At 71.9% G+C, this 18,398-nt stretch carries 12 protein-coding genes; 2 read left to right on the top strand and 10 right to left on the bottom strand.

Annotated elements, in window-relative coordinates; genetic code table 11:
* Nucleotides 1-118: 118 nt before the first annotated feature.
* The 7 genes from J2S42_RS40190 to J2S42_RS40160 all read right to left on the bottom strand — a co-directional run bounded on the left by J2S42_RS40190 (nt 119) and on the right by J2S42_RS40160 (nt 10,974).
* A complete protein-coding gene (locus J2S42_RS40190; protein ID WP_307248092.1) occupies nt 119-3,394 on the bottom strand; it encodes a ThuA domain-containing protein in 3,276 nt (1,091 codons plus the stop codon).
* 200 nt (nt 3,395-3,594) lie between these two features.
* Nucleotides 3,595-4,740 (bottom strand): Gfo/Idh/MocA family protein, encoded by a 1,146-nt coding sequence (locus tag J2S42_RS40185; protein WP_307249297.1) that lies wholly within the window; start codon nt 4,738-4,740, stop codon nt 3,595-3,597.
* A gap of 51 nt (nt 4,741-4,791) precedes the next feature.
* Nucleotides 4,792-5,838 carry a substrate-binding domain-containing protein gene (locus tag J2S42_RS40180; RefSeq protein WP_307248091.1) on the bottom strand — a complete coding sequence of 349 codons (1,047 nt, stop codon included), beginning with the start codon at nt 5,836-5,838 and terminating at the stop codon, nt 4,792-4,794.
* A 113-nt stretch (nt 5,839-5,951) separates the two neighbouring features.
* Nucleotides 5,952-7,007: an ABC transporter permease gene (locus tag J2S42_RS40175; RefSeq protein ID WP_307248089.1), complete on the bottom strand. Its 1,056-nt coding sequence runs from the start codon at nt 7,005-7,007 to the stop codon at nt 5,952-5,954.
* Nucleotides 7,004-8,629 carry a sugar ABC transporter ATP-binding protein gene (locus J2S42_RS40170; protein ID WP_307248087.1) on the bottom strand — a complete coding sequence of 542 codons (1,626 nt, stop codon included), beginning with the start codon at nt 8,627-8,629 and terminating at the stop codon, nt 7,004-7,006. Before J2S42_RS40170 ends, J2S42_RS40175 begins: the two co-directional genes overlap by 4 nt.
* A 32-nt stretch (nt 8,630-8,661) precedes the next feature.
* Complete coding sequence (locus J2S42_RS40165; RefSeq protein ID WP_307248086.1) at nt 8,662-9,843, bottom strand: ROK family transcriptional regulator; 1,182 nt, start codon at nt 9,841-9,843, stop codon at nt 8,662-8,664.
* 27 nt (nt 9,844-9,870) lie between these two features.
* Complete coding sequence (locus J2S42_RS40160) at nt 9,871-10,974, bottom strand: sugar phosphate isomerase/epimerase family protein (RefSeq protein WP_307248084.1); 1,104 nt, start codon at nt 10,972-10,974, stop codon at nt 9,871-9,873.
* 285 nt (nt 10,975-11,259) lie between these two features.
* Between J2S42_RS40160 and J2S42_RS40155 the strand changes: the two genes are divergently transcribed.
* Nucleotides 11,260-12,447, top strand: coding sequence for an ROK family transcriptional regulator (locus J2S42_RS40155; protein ID WP_307248082.1), 1,188 nt, complete (start codon nt 11,260-11,262; stop codon nt 12,445-12,447).
* 342 nt (nt 12,448-12,789) lie between these two features.
* Here the strand turns inward: J2S42_RS40155 and J2S42_RS40150 are convergent, their stop codons facing one another.
* Nucleotides 12,790-13,956, bottom strand: coding sequence for a tryptophan dimethylallyltransferase family protein (locus tag J2S42_RS40150; protein ID WP_307248080.1), 1,167 nt, complete (start codon nt 13,954-13,956; stop codon nt 12,790-12,792).
* Nucleotides 13,957-14,113: 157 nt separating this feature from the next.
* Between J2S42_RS40150 and J2S42_RS40145 the strand changes: the two genes are divergently transcribed.
* Nucleotides 14,114-15,388, top strand: coding sequence for a flavin-containing monooxygenase (locus J2S42_RS40145; protein ID WP_307248078.1), 1,275 nt, complete (start codon nt 14,114-14,116; stop codon nt 15,386-15,388).
* A gap of 103 nt (nt 15,389-15,491) precedes the next feature.
* On the opposite strand, the gene J2S42_RS40140 is transcribed toward J2S42_RS40145, so the two are convergent.
* Entirely contained in the window at nt 15,492-17,150 is a 1,659-nt protein-coding gene (locus J2S42_RS40140; protein WP_307248076.1) for a cholesterol oxidase substrate-binding domain-containing protein, read from the bottom strand.
* A gap of 108 nt (nt 17,151-17,258) precedes the next feature.
* Nucleotides 17,259-18,251 carry an intradiol ring-cleavage dioxygenase gene (locus J2S42_RS40135; RefSeq protein ID WP_307248074.1) on the bottom strand — a complete coding sequence of 331 codons (993 nt, stop codon included), beginning with the start codon at nt 18,249-18,251 and terminating at the stop codon, nt 17,259-17,261.
* Nucleotides 18,252-18,398 lie beyond the last annotated feature (147 nt).

The raw sequence follows: 18,398 nt of genomic DNA, 5'->3' as shown, positions 1-18,398 counted from the left end.
TCCCGGGGTGGCACCACCCGGGGTGGCGCCGTCAGTCGGCGGTCGTCGGGCGCCCGCCCCGGGGACCCGGGACGGCGCGACGGACGGGGGTTCGTGGTGGGCAGTGGATACGGCCCGGTTACGGTGCGGCGAACTCGACCCAGTTCAGGTTGAACAGGCCGGTGGTGGGCCCGCCCTCGACGCCACCGGCGACCAGGTAGAGCCGGTGGGTCCCGGGTGCCGCGGAGACCGCGACGGTCTGCGACGCCCAGGTGGTGTTGGAGGCGGTGGCGGCGAGCGTGGCGCTGCCGACGATCGGGCCGTCGGGTGCGTCGAGCCGTAGCGTCACGGTGGCGCGGGGCTGCCCGGCGGTGGCGGCGGTGCCGCCCGCGTACCGGAGCGTGACCGTGCCGACGCCGCCCAGGTTGATCGGGTCGAACGCGACGTACTCGTTCGGGTCGAAGCCGGTGAGGTGGGTGCCCCCGCCGGTGTCGTTCGTGTTCGCCGTGGTCACGCCGAGCTGCTGCTGCGCGAACTCGGCCTGCTGGCGCCACGTCTGCAGCACCACCTGGTCGACGTCCTCCAGCGCCGGCTGGCCGTTCGCGCCCAGGTCGGTGTAGCGTGCGCTGACCGCGCCGTAGAGGTAGCCGCCGGCGTGGTCCGCGCCGTCCGCCGGGGAGACGAACGATCCGGAGCAGCCGTTGGCGTCGCTCATGCCGTGGCCGTGCGTGTCGTGGCCGAGCACGAACGAGACCGTGACCCGGGAGCAGTCGATCGGCCCGTCCTCCGGGTCGGTGACGGAGACGGTCCACGGGACCGTGTCGCCCCAGTTGAAGAACGTGCCGGAGATCGGCGACGTGACCGTGACCGTGGGCCGGGTGTTGCCGACCACGATCTGGTGGGTGAGCTGTGCGGTCTTGCCGCTGGAGTCGGTCACCGTGAGGCGCGCGGTGTAGACGCCGTTGGCGGTGTAGGTGAACGCCGGGTTCGGGTCGGCGGAGTCGACCGTGCCGTCCGAGGTGAAGTCCCAGGCGTACGAGATGGACTCGCCCGGGTCCGGGTCGTAGGTGCCCTCGGAGGAGAACTGCACGGTCAGCGGTGCCGGTCCGTTGTCCGGCGTGGCCTCGAGCGCGGCGACCGGGGCGCGGGTGCCCTTGGCGTAGCGGATGACGGACAGCGCCGCGTCCGGGTTCGCCCGGAAGAAGCCGTCGCCGTACTCGAGGACGTAGAGGCTGCCGTCCGGGCCGAACTCCATGTCCATCGGGTTGTCGAAGACCACGCCGGGCAGGAGCTGCTCGACGCCGGTCAGGTTGCCGTTGCCGTCGGTCCGCATCATGAAGATCTTGTCGCGGGTGAACTCGCCGAAGACCACGGCGTTGTCGTAGTACTCCGGGAACTTCGACGCCGACGTGGAGCGGGAGTCGTACTCGTAGATCGGCCCGCCCATCGGCCCGACACCACCGGTGCCGATCACCGGCCAGGTGAAGCCGCACGTGGTCGGCGGGGTCGACAGATACGATCCGGCGCACGGGGTACGGCCCTGGAACGTGTACCAGAAGTCCGGCTGCGCGACCGGGGGCAGCGTGGTCAGGCCGGTGTTGCGCGGCGAGTCGTTGACCGGGGCCGCACAGTTGAACGCGCCCTTCGACTGCTTGGTGACGAAGTCGTAGTCGATGTACGGCAGCGTGGGCGAGTAGCAGTACGGCCAGCCGTAGTTGCCGGCCTTGTTCGTGGCGAGCCAGCGCCCGGTCCCCTCCGGCCCGCGGGTCGCGGACGGCACCTGCGAGTCCGGCGAGTAGTCGCCGATGTACACGTACCCGCGCTTGTCCACGTCGAACCGGAACGGGTTGCGCAGCCCCATCAGGAAGATCTCCGGCCGCGTCCTCCCGGCCGTGTCCCGCCGCTCGTCGAACAGGTTCCCGGCCGGGATGCCGTAGCTGCCGTCCGCGTTGACCCGGATCCGCAGCACCTTGCCGCGCAGGTCGTTGGTGTTGCCCGAGGAGCGCTGCGCGTCGTAGCCCGGCCCCTGGGTCGGCGACTCGTTGATCGGCGTGTAGCCGTCCGAGCCGCCCGCGTTCGTGTCGTCGCCGGTGACCAGGTAGAGCAGGCCGTTGCCGTCGAACTTGATCTCGCCGGCCACGTGGCAGCAGACGCCGCGGTCCACGTCGACCCGCATGATCTGCTGTTCCGTGCTCATGTCCAGATGCGGCGTGGGCGTCTCGGCGAACTTGACCCGGGACAGCTGGTTGTAGCCCTTGTACGCGTCCCACACCGACGGATCGGGACTGGTGGCCGGCGCGTCCGTGGTGGGCGTGGTCAGCCGGGGCGCATAGTAGATGTAGACCCATTTGTTGGTGGCGAACTGCGGGTCCAGCGCGACCGACTGCAGCCCGTCCTCGTCGTGCTGGTAGACCTCGAGCGTGTTGATCACCGGGCTGGCGCCGCTCGCCGGGTCGTACAGCCTGATCTGGCCGTTGCGCGTGTTGTGCAGCACCCGGCCGTCCGGCAGCACCGCGAGCGACATCGGCTCGCCGGGCTCGTCGTTCAGCACGACCTTCTCGTAGTTGCGGACCACGGTCGCGCCGCAGTCGCCCTCGACCACCCCGGCCGCCCACTGCAGGCCGCCGAGCAGGTGCCGCCGGAACGACGAGTCCAGGTACGACCGGGTGGAGTGGCCGAGCCCGGTGTAGAACGTGCGCCCACCCTGGTAGTCACGGCACCAGGAGACCGGGTGGTCGTGCCCCATGGTCCCGCCGGTGACCGTGGACTCGTCCAGTGTGGCCAGCACGTGCGCGGTGCCGCGCACGTTGGTGGCGAAGTTGTACCACTCCTCGGACAGCGTCAGCTTGCGCGCGATCCGCTCGGTGGACGGGTGCGCCCGGTCCGCCACGTCGATCGTGGCGTCCTCCACCGGGAGCTTCCCGGACACGGAGCTGCCGACCAGGTCGCGGTAGAAGTCCCAGTCCGGCTCGGTCTCCGCGGCCGCGTGCACGCCGAGGTAGCCGCCGCCGTTCGTGAAGTACCGCTCGAACGCGGACTGCTGGGCGTCGTTCAGCACGTCGCCGGTGGTGTTCAGGAAGACCACCGCGCGGTATCTTCCGAGGTTCGCGGCGGTGAACGCACCCGCGTTCGCGGTCTCGTCCACCCGGAAGCCGTTGGCCACGCCCATCAGCCGGATAGCGGCGACCGCGGCCGGGATCGACGCGCGGCGCTCCCCGGTCGTCTTCGTGAAGACCAGCACACGGTACGAACCGGGTTTGCGCACGTCCGAGCGCAGCGCCTCCGGGCCGTTCTCGGTGGTGATCAGCGTGTCGGGATTCGGCGGCTCGGCATGAGCCGGTGCGGCGGCCAGGATCGGGAGGGCGATGACCAGGCCTGCCACGGATGCCAGCCATCGACGGACGGATCTTGTCATGGTGTTCCTCCGGGGTCAGAGAGGCGCTTCGGGCCGGTGCCGATCCGAGACGCCCCGCCACGGGCACGGGGGTTGTGCCTCACCCCTGGCGCGGTGCCACATCCGCCAAGGTGGTGCTGCCTCGGGCCGCGCCCGCCTGCCGTCACGCGGGGCGCAACCGCGTGCCGGCCCCTCGCCGGCGCGGCCCGAGGAGTTCTGGTTTACAACTGGACCCAGCCGCCGGTCTCGGCGGACTTCTCCACCGCGTCCAGCACCAACTGCACGCCGAGCGCGTCGGCGAACGACGGGAGCGGATCGGTGCCGTTGCCGATCGCCTCCAGCAGGTCCCGGGCCTGGTGCGTGAAGCCGTGCTCGTACCCGATGAGGTGACCGGTCGGCCACCACGCGGACAGGTACGGGTGCTCGGGCTCGGTGACCAGGATCCGCCGGAATCCCAGCTCCGTGCCCGGCAGCGTGGCGTCGTAGAACTCGAGCTCGTTGAGTCGCTCCAGGTCGAACGCCAGCGAGCCCTTGGTGCCGTTCACCTCGATGCGCAGCCCGTTCTTGCGGCCGGTCGCCATCCGGGTCGCCTCGAACGTGGCGACCGCGCCGCCGGACAGCCGCGCGATGAAGAGCGCCGCGTCGTCCACGGTGACCTGGCCCTTGCTCGTTTCCGCGGCCTTCGCCGCGCCGAGCGCCGCACCGTCGGCCGACGCCAGCGGGCGCTCGCGGACGAACGTCTCGGTCAGCCCGGACACGCCGGTGATCGCCTGCCCGGTGACGAACTGCGTCATGTCGATGATGTGCGCGCCGATGTCGCCCAGCGCGCCCGACCCGGCCTTGTCCTTCTGCAACCGCCAGACCAGCGGGAACTCCGGATCGGTGATCCAGTCCTGCAGGTAGACGGCCCGGACGTGCCGCAGGTCACCGAGCCGGCCGTCCGCGATCAGCCGGCGCATGAACGTGACGGCCGGGACGCGGCGGTAGGTGAACCCGCACATCGCTCGCACGCCGCGTTCCCGGGCGGTGTCCGCCGCGGCGACCATCGCCCGGGCCTCCTCGACCGTGTTGGCCAGGGGTTTCTCGCAGAGCACGTGCTTGCCGGCGGCGAGCGCGGCACACGCGATCTCCGCGTGCGAGTCGCCCGGCGTGCAGATGTCGACCAGGTCGATGTCGTCCCGGCTGATCAGGTCACGCCAGTCGGTGGTGTGCTCGTCCCACCCGAGCCGGTCCGCGGCCGCGGCCACGTTCGCCTTGTCCCGGCCCGCGATCAGCGACATGCGGGCGCGTACGGGCAGGTCGTAGACGCGGTTGACGGTACGCCACGCCTGCGAGTGTGCCTCGCCCATGAACGCGTAGCCGACCATCCCGATGCGCAGCTCGCCCACGGAAAGCTCCCTGTCTGTAAGAAGTGTGTGTCAGAACCCAAGCTGAAGGTAGTTCGCCGCGTTCTCCTTGGTGATCGTTTCGGAGGCGAGCGTGATGTCCTTCGGTACCGACAGTTCCACCAGATCGGACAGGCCGCGACCCTGCGCGACCAGCCGGGCCAGCGAGATCGCGGACGAGGCCATCGACGGGCTGTAGGTGACCGTGGCCTTGAGCACGCTGTTGTCCGCCTGGATCGCCTCGATCGCGGCCTTGGAACCGGCGCCGCCGACCATGATGAACTCGCTGCGGTTGGCCTGGCTGACCGCGGCCAGCACGCCGACGCCCTGGTCGTCGTCGTGGTTCCAGAGCGCGTCGATCTTCGGCAGCGCCTGCAGCAGGTTCGTGGCCTCGCGCTGCCCGGAGTCGACGGTGAACTCGGCGGCCCGCCGGTTCGCGACCGTGAAGCCGGCCGCGGCCAGCGCGTCCTTGAAGCCCTGCGAGCGCTCCTGGGTCAGCTCCAGCGAGTCGATGCCGGCGATCTCGCCGATCACCGGGTTGGTGACGCCCTTGGCCTTCATCTGCGCCACGATGAAGTTGCCGGCCGAGACGCCCATGCCGTAGTTGTCGCCCTTGATCATCACGCGGTACGCGAGCGCCTGGGTGAACGCCCGGTCCAGGTTGATCACCGGGATGCCGGCCTGCATCGCCTTCAGGCCGGACGCGGTCAGCTCCTTGCCGTCGTGCGGCAGCATGACGATCGCGTCCGGCTTCTGCGAGATCAGCGTGTCCAGCGCCGCGCGCTGGGCGGCCGCGTCCGCGCCGGCCTCCACGCTGTTGAACGTCACGTCGGAGTACGCGGCGGCCTGCGCCTTCGCGTTGTTCGTGATCGCGGCCATCCAGCCGTGGTCCGCGGCCGGCGCGGAGAAACCGATGGTGACGGCCTTGCCGGGCGCCGCGTTCGCGTTGTCGCCCTCGGGTCCCTTGGTCTGCGCGGCGGTCGGGGCCTGCTCGTTGCTGGTGCAGGCGGCGAGCAGCGCGCCCGCGCCGACCATGGCGCCGCCGAACAGCAGGCGGCGGCGGGAAGCGTCCTGGATCATGGAATCCTCGCTCTCGGATCGATTTCAGGATGTGCGGTGCCCGGCCGCCGTCTCGATCGTGACGGCCGCCTATGTGCTGTTTCGTGATCGGGGCGCCCTCGGGGACGCCCCGGTCAGGCTGTGCGAGAGAAGAGTTTGGTCAGCGAGCCGAACCGGAACTGCTGGATCAGCACGGCGGCGACGATGATGCCGCCCTTGATCATGTTCTGCGACTCGGTGGTGAGGTTGTTGATCGCGAACAGGTTCGTGATCGTGGAGAAGACCAGCACGCCGAAGAGCGCGCCGACGATGGTGCCGCGGCCGCCGGAGAGCAGCGTGCCACCGATGATCGCGGCGGCGATCGCGTCCAGTTCGTACAGGTTCGCCATCGCGGCCTGCGCGGAGTTCGCCTGCGCGGTGAGCATCAGCGCACCGATGCCGCAGCAGAGGCCGGAGAGCGCGTAGAGCAGCAGCGTGTGCCGGCGGACGTTGATGCCGGCCAGCCGGGCCGCCTCCGGGTTGCCGCCGACCGCGACCGTGCGCCGGCCGAACGTGGTCCGGTTGAGCAGCACCCAGCCGGCCGCGACCACCACCACCAGGATGATCACCAGCAGCGGTACGCCGAGGATCTCGGTCGACGCGATGCCGTTGATCGTGGCGTTGCCGGAGATCTGCGTCTGCTTGCCGGAGATCGAGGCGGCCAGCCCGCGCGCCGCCACCATCATGGCCAGCGTCGCGATGAACGGCACCAGCCGGCCGTACGAGATGAGCAGGCCGTTGACCAGTCCGGTGCCGACGCCGACCGCGATCGCCGTGAAGATCATGCCGCCCGCGCCGAAGCTCTGGGTGGCGACCGTGGTGGCCCAGACGCCGGCCAGCGCCATGATCGCGCCGACCGACAGGTCGATGCCGCCGCCGATGATCACGAAGGTCATGCCGACCGTGACCACGCCGATCGCGGACGCCTGCTGCAGGATGGTGAAGACGTTGTTGCGCACCCAGTCCGGGTCGCCGTAGAGGTCCGGCCGGGTCAGCGCGCCGAGCGCGATCAGCACGACCAGCACGCCGATCAGCGCCAGGTTCCGCCCGGCGAACTCGTTGCTCTCACTGGTCCACCAGCGGCGCAACACGTCGCCGCCGTCCTTGCGTATCTCCGGGCGGGTGCCCGGGTCCGCCGTCGTGGCCTTCATGCCGCTTCCCCCTCGGTGGTGTCCGTCTCGGCCGCGAGCGCCCCGGTGGTGAGCGAGCCCGCCATGATCATGTCCAGTACCGCTTCCTCGTCCAGCGTGCCGCCGGGCGCCTCGTGGATCACGCTGCCCTCACGCATGATCAGCACCCGGTCGGCCAGGCCGAGCACCTCGGGCACCTCGCTGGAGACCAGCAGCACGCCCAGGCCGGCCGCGGCCAGGTCGCGGATCACCTGGTACAGCTCGGCGCGCGCGCCGACGTCCACGCCGCGGGTCGGTTCGTCCAGCAGGAGCAACCGGGTCGGGGTGCCGTCCGCGCCGCCCTGCGGGCCGCCGTTGCGCGGGCCGGTGCCGACCAGCCAGCGGCCGACCACGACCTTCTGCTGGTTGCCGCCGGAGAGCTGCCGCACCGGGCGGCGCACGTCCGGCGGGCGCAGGTCGAGCCGTTCCGCGACCGCGCGGGCGGACGCGGTCTCCCGGCCGGTGCGGGTGAACCCACCGGCCGCGAACCGGCTGAACCCGGCCAGGGTCACGTTGCGGTAGATCGGCTCGTCCAGCAGCAGCGCCTGGCTCTTGCGCTCCTCCGGCGCCATGCCGATGCCGGCCCGGACCGCCGCGCCGACGCTGCCGGGACGCAGCCGCCGGCCGTCCATGGTGACCGTGCCGGCCTCCGCGCGGCGCGCGCCGAAGATGGTCTCCAGCAGCTCGGAGCGGCCGGAGCCGACCAGGCCGGCGATGCCGACGATCTCGCCCGGGCGCACGGTCAGCGACACGTCCGCGAACTCGCCGTGCCGGGTCAGGCCGCGCACGTCCAGCAGCGGTGCCGTGTCCGTGGCGTGGGTGACCCGGTCCGGGAACACGTACTCGATGGTCCGGCCGGTCATCTTGGTGACCAGGTCGCGGGTCGGCGTCTCGCGGGCGGAGAGACCGGCCGCGGTGGTCCGGCCGTCCTTGAGCACGGTCACCCGGTCGCCGATCTCGCGGATCTCCTCCATCCGGTGCGAGATGTAGACGACCGCGATACCGGCCGCGGTCAGCTCGCGGATGATCCGGAACAGGTTGCCGACCTCGTCGTGCGCGAGCACCGCGCTCGGCTCGTCCATGATGATGAGCTTGGCGTCGTGCGAGAGCGCGCGGGCCATGCTCACGATCTGCTTGCCGGCCGACGGCAGCCGGTGCACCGGCCGGCGTGCCGGGATCTCGCCGTGGCCGAGCCGGTGCAGGATCTCGGCGGTACGGCGGGCGGTCTCACCGCGCCGGACGAAGCCGAGGCGGCGCGGCTCGTGGCCGAGGAACGCGTTCTCCGCCACCGACAGGTCGTCGACCAGGTCGAGTTCCTGATAGATGGTGGCGATCCCGGCACGCATCGCGGCCTGCGGGTTCGCGAACTCGACCGGCTTGCCCTGCCACTCGACGCGGCCGCTGTCCGGGCGGTGCACGCCGGCCAGCACCTTGATCAGGGTCGACTTGCCGGCGCCGTTCTGCCCGAGCAGGCAGTGCACCTCGCCGGCGCGCACCTCCAGCTGTACGCCGTCCAGCGCGCGCACGCCGGGGAACGTCTTGACCACGTCGGTCAGGCGCAGGATCACGCCGCTGTCCGGCCTCGGGATCGCGGAATCGCTCATGCCGCCTTCCTCGGGAACACTCACACGTTCGCTCATTCGCTTGCCTGTTCGAACGCGACGTCGCTGGCCAGCACGGCGGCACCGGTGACGCCCGCGCGGGAGGCCAGCTCGGACAGGACCACCGGGAGGTTGCCGGTGGCCAGCGGCAGCGAGCGGCGGTACACCACGCTGCGGATCTCGGCGAGCAGCACGTGCCCGAGCTGGGCCAGGCCGCCGCCGATCACGATCATCGAGGGGTTCGCGAAGCTGACCAGGCCGGCGAGCACCGAACCGACCCGGCGACCGCCGTCCCGGATCAGGCCGATGCTGGTGATGTCGCCCTCGGCCGCGGCCAGGCCGACGTCCCGCGCGGTCAGCGCGCCGGACGCGGCGAGCCGGTCGGCGAGCGCGGGCGAGGCGCCGGAGCGGCCGGCCGCGGTCGCGTCCCGGGCCAGCGCCGCGCCGCTGAACAGCGCCTCCAGGCAACCGGAGTTGCCGCACGAGCAGACCGGGCCGTGCGGCTCGGCCATGATGTGCCCGATGTCGCCGGCGCACCCGTCCGTACCGCGGTAGACCTGGCCGGAGAGGAAGATGCCGCAGCCGATGCCGGTGCCGATCTTCACGTACAGGAAGTCGTCGATGCTGTGCGCGACGCCGCCGTGCCGCTCGCCGAGCGCCATGATGTTCACGTCGTTGTCCACCACGGCCGGGCAGCCGTGCTCGCGGGCCAGCAGCTCGCGCACCGGGTAGCGGTCCCAGCCCGGCATGATCGGTGGCGAGACCGGCACGCCGTCGCGGTAGCTGACCGGGCCGGGCACGCCGATGCCGATGCCGTCCAGCCGCTCGTAGACGCCGTCCGCCTTGGCCTTGGCCAGCAGCTCGCTGACCCGGTGCAGGATCGCCTTCGGGCCGGAGCGGATGTCGGAGGCCTCGGCGTACGCCGCGACCGGCTCCAGCCGGCCGTTGACCACCTCGATGTCGATCGAGCTGGCGCCGAGGTCGACCGCGGCGAACCGGAGCCGCGGGTTCAGCTCGACGAGGGTGGAGCGACGCCCGCCCCGGGACGCGGCCATGCCGGCCTCGCTGACGAACCCGGCGGCGGCGAGCCGGTCCAGCTCCGTGAGCAGCCGGGGACGCGGGATCTGCAGCCGGTCGGCGAGCTCGGCGCGGGAGATCGCGCCGTGGTCGCGCAGCAGCCGCAGCAGCCGCAGGTGCAGGGCCTCGTCGGGTCGCACGTTCAACTCCACCTCTCGTCGGGCTGACTAACGCTTGTAGATCGTCAGCTCGGACATGTTCTGGTAGCTGAGGGCCGCGAAGTTCAGCGACTGGCCCGGGTTCGCGGCGCCTCCGGGTGCAGTGTCCTGCTCCCAGTTGGCGTGGTGGAAGTCCTGCTCGCCGATCGTCTGGAAGAACTGCTGGAAGTTGATGTCGCCCTCGCCGAGCGGGACCATGTCGTACCCGTTGGGCACCGCGGTGTTCCTGTTGCCGTCCTTGGCGTGGAACAGCGGGAACCGCTTGGTCCGCTCCGCGACCGTGATGATCGGGTCGAAGAGGTCGGTCTGCTCCCGGCCGCGCGCGTCGACGAACTTCTGGTGCTTGTAGCGGGCCACGTAGCCCCAGAAGATGTCCATCTCGAAGAAGACGTAGCGCGGGTCGGTCTTCCCGAAGAAGTATTCCAGCTTCCGGGTGCCGGACGACCGGGTCGGGTTGCCGTTCACGTCCTTCGGGCCGGCGTCGAGCAGGAAACCGTACGCCGCGTCGTGGTTGTGGGTGTAGAGCCGCAGCCCACGGCGTGCGGCCTGGCGGCCCAGCTCGTTCCACAGGTCGGCTGCGGCGTCCCAGTCCTTGGTGTAGGAGCTGTTCGTCGGGTCCGAGCCGGTGCCGATGTTCTTCATGCCCAGCGTCTGCGCGATGTCCATCTGCTGGGTGAACGTGGCCGCGTTGATCTGCGTGTGCGCGCCGTTCGCGACCAGGCCGTTGTCGTCCAGGATCTTGCGGATCTCCTGCGGCGTGATCTGCCGGCCGAGGATCGACTCGTGCTGGTTGTAACCGGCGAACTCGATCTCCTTGTAGCCCAGCTCGGCCAGCCGGGCGAGCACCCGCTCGAACCCGTACGGCACGCCGCTGTCGTCCGGCGCCGCGGTGATCCGGTCGCGCACGCTGTAGAGGATGATGCCGCGGTTGCGCGCCGGGATCAGCGGCTCGGCCCGCAGCCGTCCGTGGCCGTGGCCGTTGCCGCCGGCCAGCGCCGGGCCGGTGGCCACGACGGTCCCGCCGGCGCCGCCGATCACGGCCGCGGCGGCCGCGGAGGCGCCGAGGATCTTGCGGCGGGTCAGGTTCGAACGGCTCTGCTGCACCTCGTCCATGCTTCTTCACCTCTCGAGAACGGCAGGGGGCATCGCCCGAGCCGAGGTCGGGTTGAAACGCGCTGTCGTGAAGGGATGGGTGTGCGGGTCGAGCGCCGCCGAACGCCGACTGTGGACCCAGGGTGGTGCGGGCCCCGGCACAGGTCCGAGGCTCCCGTGTGTCGTCCGTGTTACGTCCTGCCCGGAAAGTTAGCGCGCCGTCACAGGAAAAGAAAGACCCCCACTGACACAACTTTCCGTTGACTTAGCGGTATCTTTGTCTCCGCCCAAGCGAAAGTGGGGAACATGGACGGTCCGGAGAACACGCACCAGGCGCGCCTCCTCCGGCTGCTCCGCGACGACGGCGAGCGGTCCCGGGCCGAGCTCGGCGACGCGGTCGGCCTGTCCCGGTCCAAGGCCGCGGTCGAGGTGACCCGGCTCGCGGACCGCGGGCTCATCGAGGGCGGCGAGCCCGCCGCGTCCCGGGGCGGCCGGCGCTCGTCCATCGTGCGGCTGGCGGCCGGCATGCGGTTCCTGAGCATCGCGCTCGGCGCGACCTCGCTGGAGGTGACGCTGACCGACGGCACGCTGCGCCCGGTCGCGCGCGTCACCGAGCAGGTCGACCTGCGGCGCGGGCCGTCCGCGGTGCTCGGCCGCGCGGTCGAGCTGGCGGTCAAGGTGCGCGCGGAGGCCGGCGGCTTCCTGTGCGGCGCCGGTGTCGGCATCCCCGGACCGGTCAGCTACGCCGAGGGTGTCCCGGTGTCGCCGCCGTTCCTGCCCGGCTGGGACCGGCATCCGGTCCGCGACCACCTCGCGGCCGAACTGGACTGCCCGGTGCTGGTGGACAACGACGTGAACCTGATGGCGCTCGGCGAGAAGCACGCCGGCATCGCGAAACCGTTCGACGACTTCCTGTTCGTCAAGATCGGCGCGGGGATCGGCGCCGGCATCGTGGTCGGTGGCACGGTCTACCGTGGCGCGAACGGCTGCGCCGGCGACATCGGGCACACCGCGGTCATGTCGGACGGGCCGCCGCCACTCTGCGTGTGCGGCAACACCGGTTGCCTGGAGGCGCACTTCGGCGGCGCCGCGCTGGCCCGGGACGCCACCGCCGCGGCCGCGGCCGGCCGCTCCGACATCCTCGCGATGCGGCTCGCGGACGCCGGCACGCTCACCGCGCGTGACGTCACCGACGCGATGGCCGCGGGGGACCCGTTCGCCACCACGCTGGTCCGCGACGGCGGCCGGCGCGTCGGCCAGGTGCTGGCCAGCCTGGTCAGCTTCTTCAACCCCGGCATGATCGTGATCGGTGGCGGCCTGTCCGGCATGGGCCACGCACTGCTCGCCGAGATCCGCGGCGTGGTCTACCGATCGTCACTCCCGCTGGCCACCGGCGACATGCCGGTCGTCCTCTCCGAACTCGGCCCGGACGCGGCCTACCTGGGCGCCACCCGCATGATCAGCGACCACGTCCTCACCGGTCACACGACGTGACGAAGCCGCGGCGGCGGTCCCGGCACAACGACGACACCGGTGCCGCCGGGACGTGACCGCGGGACCGCCGGCCGCAACGGTCGCGGCGTGACTCGGGCAGGTGCCGCGGTCACGAAAAATGCCGCCGCCACGGCGGAAGCCGCGGTCGCGGCAACGGGCGCGGCACGCATCGGAGGCCGCGTGGTCCTGAGCCCGCCACGACGGCACCGGCAGGGAGGAGCGCCGGCGACGACCGGGGCCCGCGGGAGCATGCGGGCCGCACCACGCCGGGAGCGGGAAGACCGCCGTCGGGTTTCGCCTCTTCCCGCGCCTCATCGGCCCGCGCGACCGAACGGCAGCCGCCTACAACGGCACGCGTGGCCAGCCGTGGCCCGGCCGGGGCGCGTCGCCGGACGCGTGCACCGGCAGCCGGAAGTAGACGCCGATGTCCGCCGGGCCCGCGTCCCGGGTGCGGAAGCTGACCAGCTCGTGGACGCCGGTCGTGGTCTCCATCGGCGCGGGCGCGACCGCGTCCGCGATCCGGCGGTAGACGTCGGCCGGTGCGCCCTCACGATCCATCAACGTGGTGATCCGGCGGGCCGCGAGCGCATCGCTGGGCACCGCGCCCGGCAGGCGGAAGTAGACGTTGGCCTCGTCGGCGCCGTCCCGGCCGGCCCGGAACGCCAGCCCGGTCATCGGCTCGTTGTCCGGCGTGTCCGGGCCGCCGTCCGGGTACAGGTCCGCCGCCGCGTCCGCGACCCGTTCCGCGTCGTAGCTGCGGGCGAACGCGCCGAGACGGTGAATGCCGGCCAGCCCGGCCGCGCGGTGCCGGAAATAGATCTTCGCGCGCGCGTGGGCACCCGCGGCCAGGTCGAGTGCCACGTAGTCCAGGCCAGTTCCGGTCGCCGCGAGCGCGTCCCGGGCCGCCACGACCGGCGCCCACGCGGCGGCCAACCCGAGGCGCTCCATCGCGCGGGTCACGGTCGCCCACTCCCGCCCGGCGCCGTTGACGTACGGGTTGAGGTAGACCTTGAAGTGCGGCGGCAGGTCCGGCCCGCAGGCCAGCGACAGCCACACGCCGGACCGGTGGGCCGGCGGGTCGTCCGAGGTGAACAGGTCCTCGACCGCCTCGTAGCCGCGGATCGACACGCCGTCCCGTGCGGTCAGCGCGCGGACCATGGCCCGCCCGGCGTCCTGCACCGCCCGCACCGCCGGGTCCGTGCCGACCGGCTCGAACAGGATGCGCACCTCGGTGACGCCCTTGCGCCAGCTGACCGACAGCTCGGCCGGGAACCCGTCCGCGGACACGAAGGACGGATATCGCGGCACCGTCTCTATCGGACGGTGCGCCCACGGGAGGAGCATGTCGGCCAGGTGCGCGCGGGCGTCCACTCGCTCGCCGCCCGCCCACGCGGCCGTGCATATCCGGTCCCAGAGCGAGGCGAGCAGGGCCGCGTGCGTGGTGTCCGGTGACGCGCCGAAGAGCTGCTGGTGCCGCACGGCAAGCGCGCGGCCGGACTTATCAGGCATAACGGCATATTCTGCACCAGCGAATCGAGCGCGGTCACCCTATGCGTGAGTCTTTGCACAATCAGTACCTGATCGTGGACTCAGTAGTTACACATGTCCACCCTGGACGATACTCTCCGAACACGGCCGCTCGGAACGGATCCGTGGAGGAGTGAAAGTGACTGGGCGCTCAGTCTGCGTCATCGGTGCCGGGCTCTCCGGGCTCGCGGCCGCCCGCGCGCTGCACCGGGCCGGCGTGCCGTTCGTCTGTGTCGAGCGGGAGGACGAGGTCGGCGGCATGTGGGCCCGGGCGGGCACCGGCCGGCGCGGTCCCGGCTACGCCAGCCTGCACCTGAACACGTCCAAGCGGCTGACCGGCTACTCGGACACGCCGATGCCGGACGACTACCCGACCCATCCGGGCCACGCCCGGTTCGCCCGCTACCTGCGCGACTACGCGAAGGAGCACGGCCTGCTCGACCACGTCGAGACGCGGACCGCGGTGGACTCCGCGCGCCGGGACGCGGACGGCGGCTGGACCGTGGTCACCGGCGACGGCCGGTCCCGCCGGTTCAGCCACGTGGTCGTCGCGTCCGGCCTGCACCAGGACCCGCGCGTCCCGGACGGCCACCGCGGCTTCACCGGTGAGGTGCTGCACACGATCGACTACCACGACAGCGCGCCGTTCGCCGGCAAGCGCGTCCTGGTGGTCGGCTTCGGCTCGTCCGCGGTCGACGTGGCCGGTGACCTGTCCCGGGTCGCCGAGACCACGCTGCTGTCCGTCCGGCGCGGCATGCACGTGACCCCGAAACGGCTCTACGGCGTGCCGATCGACGAGATCGCGGACCAGCCCTGGTACGCCGAGCTCGGCCTGGCCGGCGCCCGGGCGTTCATCCAGCGCACGCTATGGACGATGCACGGCAACCTGACCGACTACGGCCTGCCGGAACCGGACCACGAGCTGTTCTCCGCCGGGCTGACCATCTCGGACAGCATCCTGAGCCAGATCAGCCACGGCCTGGTCACGCCTCGGCCCGGCATCGCGGGCTTCGACGGCCGCCGGGTCACGTTCACCGACGGCCGCACGGACGAGATCGACACGGTCATCTGGTGCACCGGCTACGCACCCCGGTTCCCGTTCCTGACCGCGCGCAGCGCGCGGGACCGGGCCGGGCGCATGCGGCTGTACAAGCGGATCGTCTCGGTGAACCAGCCCGGCCTGATGTTCGCCGGCATGGTCCGGCCGGTCGGCGCGATCACCCGCATCGTCGAGCTGCAGTCCCGCTGGATCGCCGGCGTGATCACCGGCGAGGTACGGCTGCCGTCCCCGGCCACGATGCGCCGCGAGATCGCCGGCTACCTCGCCGGGATCGCCGGCCAGTACGGCGCGGACCCGTACAGCACGGTCCACGTCGACTTCGCCGCGTACGCCCGGTCACTGCAGGCCCGCTGAACAGCGGTCAGCTGAGGAGCGGGTCAGCTGAGGAGCGGGTCAGCTGAGGAGCGGGTCAGCTGAGGAGCGGGTCAGCTGAGGAGCGGGTCAGCTGAGGAGCGGGTCAGCTGAACAGCGCGTCCGTGAACCCGTTGCGGAACACGCCGTGCGGGTCGAGCGCGTGCAGCTCGGTCGCGGCGCGCTGCCAGGACGGGCCGAACGACGCCGGGATCACCCGGTCCAGCAGCGTCCGGTCGGTCCACGGCGCCGCGGCGGTGTAGGCCCAGCCCTTGGACCACTCCACCCGGGTCAGCGCCTTGTCGCCGGTGAACGTGGCGTAGCAGAACGCCTCCAGGTCGGCGAGGAACGCGTTCGCGTGCGCGGTGCCCGGCAGCGTGAGCACGTCCAGCCAGACCGCGGTGTCGAACTCCGGGCGGGACGGCGCCGGGGTCACGGCGGACAGCAGCGGCGGCTCCGCGCCCGGCACGTCCGTGTCGGCCGGGTCGTCGAGGCCGGTGACCCGGATCTCGACCGCGCCGTTGACCGGGAACCGGCCGTCGGCCGCGTACGCGTGCAGCAGCCGCTCGTACTCGGTGGCGAACGTGTGCAGCACCCACTGCACGTCGGCGCGGCGGGTCAGCACGGCGTACCCGTTCGGGTGCACGCGCAGCGTGGTCGGCTTGATGTAGAGCAGCAGGTTCTTCGACGGGCCCCACAGGTCCAGCGCGAGCGACGCGGTCAGCCCGGCCGCGGACGTGGTGTACTGCAACTGCCCGAGCACCGGTGCGAGGTGGTACTGCCCGCTCAGGATCGCACCGGCGACCTCGGCCACCGGCCGCGGGATGTTGTCCGAGAACGGGTAGTTGTACGGCGTGAGCGCGAGCCGGCTGGGCAGCGGCTTCTGCGGCGCGACGCTCCACACCTTCAGCCACGGGTGGGTGGTGAACGCGAACCAGATCACCTCGATCCGCCCGGCCGCGGCCAGGAACGACTCCACCGTGTTCGGCCCGGACGTGGCGAACAGGTCGGTGGCCGGGATGTCGACGCGGCTCACGCAGCGCAGGTTCGTGTCGATGCCGGTCCGCAGCGTGACCTCGGCCAGGCAGATCACGCCCAGGCCGGTGAGCAGCGCGGCCGCGCCCGGGGCGGACCGGTCGATCGTGCGTAGCACATAGGACGTTCCGTCCCAGACCACCGCGGTGACCGAGGCGACCAGGTTGCTGAGCGAGCCGTACGTGGTGCCGGGCGCGCGGGTCTCGCCGGTGGCCGGGGTCGCGGTGCCGTGCCCGCCGATCGCGAGCACACCGCCGACCGACAGGTCACCCGGTGCCGGGCAGTGCGCGAGCCCGCGGCCCTGCCGCTCCAGGAACGTCAGCAGCGACTCCATCGACGCGCCGGTCTGCACGCGCACCCGGCCGGCCGCGGCCATCGACATGCCGGTGAGGTGCGCGGTCATGTCCAGCAGCACCACGTCGGCGTCGTCGCCGGGTGCGAGCGTGAGCGGCGACCAGCCGTGCCGGAAGCCGTGCGGCCGCAGCCGCCAGCCCTGACCGTGCGCCCAGTTCGCGAGCGTGACCAGATCGCCGGGGGTACGCGGGGACGCGGTCCACACGTCGTCCGCGACGGTCTCACCGGACCAGTTCAGATAGGTACGGCGTTCGTGCGGGATCCCGGCCGGGAAACCGGGCGGCTCGGGCCCCGGGTCGGCCAGCCGGCCGAGCGGGGTCCACATCAGACCGGCAGCGGCCGATCCGGACAGCAACGTGCGTCTCGACATGCCCATGACGCAGCACGATAAATCGATTCCATCGACGCCGCTCGCTGTGTGGGCGATTCATGCCGATGGTCCGCCGAGCGGCGTTTGCCCGGCGGACCGGTACCGGCCGTACGGTCAGGCGCCGGGCGCACCGGACGGCGGCGTGCCACCCGGCATGCCGGACGGCGGCGTACCACCCGGACCGCCGGGGCCGCCCGGGCCGCCGGACGGGTCACCGCCACCGGGCACGCCGCCCTCCGGCGCCACTCCCCCGGCCGGCTCCGTGCGGGTGTCCACCCGGACCGTCAGCGCGACCGTGTACCCGCCGGTCACGTCGCCGGTCACGGTGGCCAGCTGGGACGCGCCGCCGTCGTCGCCGAACACGTTGTCCGAGTCCAGCGACAGCTGCGCCAGGTTCGACACGGACGCCTCGTACCCGGTCTGTGCGAACACCGTGTCGCAGACGTCCTTCGGCAACGCCACCTGCGACGTGGCGATCGCGTTCGCCGAGTCGGTGATCGACGCCTGGTCCGGGTACACCTCGAAGTGGATGTGCGGCCACCGCCCGGTGTAGCAGGCCGGCACGATACTGGTGAAGGTGACCTTGCCGGACGCGTCCGCGATCTGCACACCGCGCAGGTAGTTCTCGCCGGTCAGGTTGTCCGAGTAGAGCGAGTAGCCGCCGCCCCGGTCGCAGTGCCACACGTACACCGCGGTGTTCGCGAACGGCGCGTCCCCGTTCGCCATGTCCAGGATCGTCAGCTCCAGTGTCATCGGCACGCCCTCGGCCGTCGCGGTGCCGGTGCCGCCGAAGCTGGACCGGATGTCGGAGCGGACCACGCCGCTCTGCTCCAGCACGTCCGGCCCGTTGGAGCCGTCACCGGGGTACGGCCCGGCCGTCTCGTCCGGGATCTCGCCGGTGCTGGTGCCGCCGGTCGTGGCGGTCGCGCCCGGCGTGCCCGAGCCGCCGTCACCGCAGGCCGCGAGCCCGAGACCGAGCGCGCCCAGGCCGAGCGCGCGCAGCACCCGCCGCCGCCCGAGCAGCGTCTCCAGGTCGAAACCGAGCCCCTGATCGACGACCTCCTCGTCCTGCTTGGGCAGTACCCGGCCCTCGTAGGTGCGCCTCATCGTTGTCCTCCGCTCGCCGACGTCATCACCGGCCAGCCTGCTGTCCGCCGCCGTGCGCCGGCTGAGCGCAGGCTGTGCCCGAGCTGTGGGTCGGCGGCGCTACTCACAGTAGTCCACCACCGCCGGCCGGGTCCGCGGTTCTCCGCC

This window comes from Catenuloplanes indicus (assembly GCF_030813715.1).
GTDB classification, from domain to species: Bacteria; Actinomycetota; Actinomycetes; order Mycobacteriales; family Micromonosporaceae; genus Catenuloplanes; species Catenuloplanes indicus.
Note: the sequence above shows the minus strand (reverse complement) of the source record. Positions and strands in the feature narration are given on the sequence as shown.